Origin of the sequence: Ralstonia pickettii (genome assembly GCF_001699815.1) — a bacterium.
Taxonomy (GTDB): Bacteria; Pseudomonadota; Gammaproteobacteria; order Burkholderiales; family Burkholderiaceae; genus Ralstonia; species Ralstonia thomasii.
In genome coordinates, this window is the sequence record NZ_MCGB01000100.1 from 1 (window position 1) to 5,931 (window position 5,931).

The 5,931-nt window shown below is 63.9% G+C and carries 5 protein-coding genes and 1 pseudogene; all 6 read left to right on the forward strand.

The features are described 5' to 3' along the window. Nucleotides 1-122 precede the first annotated feature (122 nt). The 6 genes and pseudogenes from BEK68_RS22060 (at nt 123) to kdpC (ending at nt 5,859) form a co-directional block, all read left to right on the forward strand. Nucleotides 123-929 (forward strand): TorF family putative porin, encoded by an 807-nt coding sequence (locus tag BEK68_RS22060; RefSeq protein WP_012436771.1) that lies wholly within the window; start codon nt 123-125, stop codon nt 927-929. 31 nt (nt 930-960) lie between these two features. Continuing rightward, on the forward strand, nt 961-1,086 hold the full coding sequence (locus BEK68_RS26420; RefSeq protein WP_004628489.1) for a hypothetical protein: 126 nt from the start codon (nt 961-963) through the stop codon (nt 1,084-1,086). After that, nucleotides 1,083-1,172, forward strand: a complete 90-nt coding sequence (kdpF, locus tag BEK68_RS22065; protein ID WP_004628487.1) for a K(+)-transporting ATPase subunit F — start codon at nt 1,083-1,085, stop codon at nt 1,170-1,172. Before BEK68_RS26420 ends, kdpF begins: the two co-directional genes overlap by 4 nt. 19 nt (nt 1,173-1,191) lie before the next feature. After that, entirely contained in the window at nt 1,192-2,964 is a 1,773-nt protein-coding gene (gene kdpA / locus BEK68_RS22070) for a potassium-transporting ATPase subunit KdpA (protein ID WP_012436772.1), read from the forward strand. A 40-nt stretch (nt 2,965-3,004) separates the two neighbouring features. Further along, a complete protein-coding gene (gene kdpB, locus BEK68_RS22075; protein ID WP_012436773.1) occupies nt 3,005-5,221 on the forward strand; it encodes a potassium-transporting ATPase subunit KdpB in 2,217 nt (738 codons plus the stop codon). A 15-nt stretch (nt 5,222-5,236) separates the two neighbouring features. Continuing rightward, nucleotides 5,237-5,859: pseudogene (gene kdpC / locus BEK68_RS22080) on the forward strand (potassium-transporting ATPase subunit KdpC). Nucleotides 5,860-5,931: the final 72 nt, after the last annotated feature.

Sequence of the window (5,931 nt, forward strand, 5' to 3'; positions counted from 1 at the left end):
TTCCCTACTGTTGCACTGCACGCAGGCCCTGTGACGGGAGCCTGCCTGTACGCCGCATCCGGCCCCGTTGACGCGCACCTGCGCCGGGCCGGGCGGCACCTAAAACAACAAGGGAAAGGTCCATGCAAGCCAAGGTTTCTTTGCGCGCCACCGTCATGGGTGGCGTTGTCTTCTGTGCCGCAGCACTGTCCAGCGCGGCCGCTTTTGCGCAGGCCACTGACGCTGCGCCGGCACCCGTTGCCGGTCCGGCCGCCCCTGCCAGCCCGTTGACGGCCAACGTCACGCTGGCCAGCCAATACCGCTATCGCGGTCTCATGCAGACCAACAACAAGCCGGCCATTCAGGGCGGTGTGGATTACGCGCTGCCCAACGGCTTCTACGTGGGCAACTGGAACTCGTCGATCAGCTGGCTGGGGGATTCCAACCCCAACGTCTCCGCCCCCATCGAGATGGATTTCTACGGCGGCTACAAGACCGAGCTGATGAAGGACGTGCCCATTGATGTGGGCCTGCTGCAGTACTACTACCCGGGCAGCTACCCCGACGGCTACACCCGCCCGCACACCACCGAAGGTTATGCACAGATCGGCTACGGGCCGGTCTCGTTCAAGTACTCGCACGCGTTCTCCAACCTGTTCGGCTTTGCAGATAGCCACCACAGCCAGTACTTCGATCTGTCGGGCAACTTCGACACCGGTTTCTGGGGCCTCACGCTGAACCTGCACGTGGGCTACCAGCAGGTGCCACATCAGGTGGTGCGCACGTCGTATGCCGACTGGAAGGTCGGCGTAACGAAGGATTTTGGTTCGGGCTGGACAGCTTCTTTGAGCTACATCGACACGAATGCATCGCGTCTGGCCTACACCAACACACGTAACAGCTACATGGGCAAGGCAAGCGCCCTGCTCGCCGTGACCAAGACGTTCTAACGACCACCACCTGAAGGAAAGGGGAGCGCATATGGACCTCGTTTATCTCGCCGGCCTAGCGGTGCTGGCCCTGGCAGTGGGCGGATTGCTCGCCCTCTCCGGCCGGCTCGCCACCAAAGACCAACCCACCACGCACGCGATGGAGAAACAGCAATGACCTGGCTCTATGTGCTGTCCGGGGCCATCACGGTGGTCCTGCTCGTCTACTTGTTCGTCGCCCTCTTGTGGCCCGAACGCTTCTAACAACACTGCGAGGCACACCATGAATGCGTTCCTCCTCCAGCTGGCGATCTACCTGGTCGTGCTGCTGGTTCTGGCCAAACCGCTGGGCGCGTATATGACCGGCGTGTTTGGTGACAAGCCATCGCGCGCGCACTGGCTCGGCCCCGTCGAGCGGCTGTTCTATCGCGTGGCCGGCGTCAACCCGCAGGCCGAGATGGGCTGGAAGCACTACGCGCTGGCCGTCATCGTCGTCAACGTGCTGGGCGCGCTGGCGGTGTATGCGCTGCAGCGCGCGCAGCAGTGGCTGCCGCTCAACCCGCAGGGCTTTGGTGCGGTCACGCCGGATTCGTCGTTCAACACGGCGGTCAGCTTTGTCACCAACACCAACTGGCAAGGCTATTCGGGCGAAAGCACGATGAGCTATCTCACGCAGATGCTCGGGCTGGCGGTGCAGAACTTCCTGTCTGCCGCTACCGGCATTGCGGTGGTGATTGCGCTCATTCGCGGTTTTGCGCGCCACTCTGCCAACACCATCGGCAACTTTTGGGTCGACTTCACGCGCTCGACGGTCTATGTGCTGCTGCCGTTGTCGATCATCGTGTCGGTGTTCTTTGTCAGCCAGGGCGTCATCCAGAACTTCGATGGCTACAAGGAGGTGACCACCGTCACCGCCACCACGTACGACAACCCGAAGATGGATGCAAGCGGCCAGCCGATCAAGGATGCCCAAGGCAACCCCGTCACGGAAAAGGCCACCACGCAAACGCAGACCCTGCCGATGGGTCCGATCGCCTCGCAAGAAGCCATCAAGATGATCGGCACCAATGGCGGCGGCCCGTTCAATGCCAACTCCGCCCACCCGTACGAGAACCCCAACGCGCTGACGAACTTCGTGCAGATGCTGGCGATCTTCATCATCCCGGCGGCGCTGTGCTTTACGTTTGGCGGCATGGTGGGCGATGGCCGGCAAGGCTGGGCCGTGCTGGCTGCGATGACGGTGCTGTTTGTGGTGCTCGCCGTCTTCCTGGCATGGGCTGAATTGCACCCCAACCCGATGCTCGCCAACCTCGGCATCGACGAGGCCGTGGGCAATATGGAGGGCAAGGAAACGCGCTTTGGCATCGTGGCCTCGTCGCTGTTTGCCACCATCACCACGGCAGCGTCGTGCGGGGCGGTGAATGCCATGCATGACTCGCTGACCGCGCTGGGCGGCTTCGTGCCGATGTTCCTGATGCAGTTGGGCGAAGTGGTGTTTGGCGGTGTGGGCTCAGGTCTGTACGGCATGCTGGTGTACGCCATCCTGGCCGTGTTCATCGCGGGGCTGATGATCGGCCGCACGCCGGAATACCTCGGCAAGAAGATCGAGGTGTTCGAGATGAAGATGACCTCCATCGCCATCCTCGTCACGCCGCTGCTGGTGCTGGTGGGCACGGCCGTGGCCGTGGTGGTCACGCAGGGCAAGGCCGGCATCTTCAACCCAGGCACGCACGGCTTCTCTGAAGTGCTGTACGCCTTCTCGTCTGCCGCCAACAACAACGGCAGCGCGTTTGCGGGCCTGTCTGCCAACACGCCGTTCTACAACTTGGCGCTGGGCATCTGCATGTGGCTGGGCCGCTTCTGGATCATCGTGCCGGTGCTGGCTATGGCAGGCACGTTTGCCGCCAAGAAGCGCCTGCCCGTGACGGCCGGCACGCTGCCCACGCATGGGCCGCTGTTTGTGGTGCTGCTGATCGGCTCGGTGCTGCTGGTGGGCGCGCTCACGTACATCCCGGCCCTCGCACTTGGCCCCATTGCAGAGCATCTCGCCCGCTAAGCGCACGGCGAGTCGTCTACCCAATATCAACAGGTGCCTTATGGCTATCCGTTATCCCGAATCCGAACCGGCTGTGCGTACGGTCAAGCACAAGCTTGAGCCCAGCGCCGGTACTGGTACTGCCGCAGCCGCCGAGGCGCACGCGCGCAGCACGCACACGACGCTGTCCGCCAAGGAGGTGCGCAAGCTGTCGATGTTCTCGTCGGCGCTGGTCAAGCCCGCCATTGTCGATAGCTTCCGCAAGCTGTCGCCGCGCGCGCAGGCCAAGAACCCCGTGATGTTTGTCGTCTACGTCGGCAGCATCCTCACCACCATCCTGTGGGTGATGGCGCTGCGCGGCCAGGCCGAAGCGCCGGCGGGCTTCATCCTCGCCGTATCGGTGTGGCTGTGGTTCACGGTGTTGTTCGCCAACTTTGCCGAAGCGTTGGCCGAGGGCCGCAGCAAGCAGCAGGCGGCATCGCTGCGCGGCATCAAAACCACGGTGCAAGCCAAGGTGCTGGCAGATCCGCACCGCCGTGACCGCGTGGAAGCGCGCGTGGCCACCGCGCTGCGGCGTGGCGACATCGTCCTCATCGAAGCCGGCGACATGGTCCCCGGCGACGGCGAGGTCATCGAAGGCGTGGCCTCGGTGGACGAAAGCGCCATCACCGGCGAATCGGCACCGGTCATCCGCGAATCGGGCGGGGATTTCTCGTCCGTGACCGGCGGCACGCGTGTGCTGTCGGACTGGATCATCGTGCGCATCACCGCCAACCCCGGCGAGAGCTTCCTCGATCGGATGATCTCGATGGTGGAAGGCGCCAAGCGCCAGAAGACGCCGAACGAGCTGGCGCTGACGATCCTGCTGGTGAGCCTGACCATCATCCTGATGCTGGCGACCGTCACGCTGCTGCCGTATTCGATCTTCTCGGTGGACGCGATGAAGGCCGGTTCGCCGATCACGATTACCGTGCTCGTCGCGCTGCTGGTGTGTCTGATCCCGACCACCATCGGCGGGCTGCTCTCCGCCATTGGCGTGGCGGGCATGAGCCGCATGATGCAGGCCAACGTGATCGCCACCTCGGGCCGCGCCGTGGAGGCGGCTGGTGACGTGGATGTGCTGCTGCTCGACAAGACCGGCACGATCACGCACGGCAACCGCCAGGCGTCGCGCTTTATTCCCGCGCCGGGCGTGACGGCCAAGCAGTTGGCCGAGGCCGCATGGCTGTCGTCGCTGGCCGATGAAACGCCGGAAGGCCGCAGCATCGTTACGCTCGCACGCAACCTGGGCGAGGCGTCCATCGATGAAGCGGCCCTTGCGAAGACGCAGCCCGTGTACGTCGCCTTCTCTGCGCAAACGCGCATGAGCGGCATCAACGTCTCCCATGCAGGCGACGCCCGTCAGATCCGCAAGGGCGCAGCCGATGCGATCCGCACGCATGTGACGCTGCTGGCCGGCAAGTTTCCGGAGGCCGTATCGACTGCCGTCGACGACGTCGCGCGCCAAGGCGGCACGCCGCTGGTGGTGTCCGACAACGACCGCGTGCTCGGCGTGGTGGAGCTGAAGGACATCGTGAAGGCCGGCATCCGCGAGCGCTTTGCCGAGCTGCGCCAGATGGGCATCAAGACGGTGATGATCACCGGCGACAACCGCCTCACCGCCGCGTCTATCGCAGCTGAAGCGGGCGTTGACGACTTCATTGCCGAAGCCACGCCCGAGACCAAGCTCGCGCTGATCCGCGAGCAGCAGGCGCAAGGCCGCCTCGTTGCCATGACCGGTGACGGTACCAACGATGCCCCCGCGCTGGCACAGGCCGACGTGGCCGTCGCCATGAACAGCGGCACGCAGGCTGCCAAGGAAGCCGGCAACATGGTCGACCTGGATTCCAGCCCGACCAAGCTGATCCAGATTGTCGAGATCGGCAAGCAGATGCTAATGACGCGCGGCTCGCTCACCACGTTCTCGATCGCCAATGACGTGGCGAAGTATTTCGCGATCATCCCGGCCGCGTTTGCGACCACGTACCCGCAACTCGCCGCGCTGAACGTGATGCACCTGGCGACGCCCGCATCGGCCGTAATGAGCGCGGTGATCTTCAATGCGCTGATCATCGTGTTCCTGATTCCGCTGGCGCTCAAGGGCGTGAAGTACCGCGCGCTGGGGGCCGCCACGCTGCTGCGCCGCAACCTCTTGATCTACGGCCTGGGCGGCCTGCTGCTGCCCTTCCCGGGCATCAAGATCATCGACATGTTCCTGGCCGCAATGGGCTGGGTTTAAGGAAGGAGTGCATTCATGGCAACCACAACTCAAGCGCGTCAACCTGTTCAGGCCGATGTGCCGCAACAAGGTGGGCTGCTGCGTGCGGCGCTGGTGGTGTTTGTTGGGCTGTCGCTCATTACCGGTGTGCTGTATCCGGTGGTGGTGACGGGGGTTGGCAAGGCGCTGTTTCCGGCGCAGGCCGGCGGCTCGATCATCGAGCGTCATGGCAAGGCCGTTGGCTCGTCGTTGATCGGGCAGAACTTTGATACGCCGGAGTATTTCTGGGGGCGGATCTCGGCGACGGCGCGAACCCCTATAACGCGCAGGCGTCAAGCGGCTCCAACCTGGGGCCGAGCAACCCGGCGCTGACGGAGGCGGCCAAGGCGCGGATTGCGGCGCTCAAGGAAGCGGACCGGACGAACACTGCGCCGATTCCTGCTGATCTTGTGACGGCATCGGCTAGCGGGCTGGACCCGGAGATCAGTCCTGCTGCTGCGGCGTACCAAGTAGAGCGTGTGGCCAAGGCTCGCCACATGTCGCCTGATCTCGTGAAGAAGGTGGTGGCTGAGAACACCAAGGGGCCGGTGCTTGGGGTGTTTGGTGAGCCGGTCGTCAACGTGTTGGAGTTGAATCTGGCGTTGGATGATTTGAAGTGAGGGTTGTGGGCCACTGGCTTGACTTTGATGTTGGTGGTCTATCCCCCTTTCGTACCCTGCCGGGCACGACTC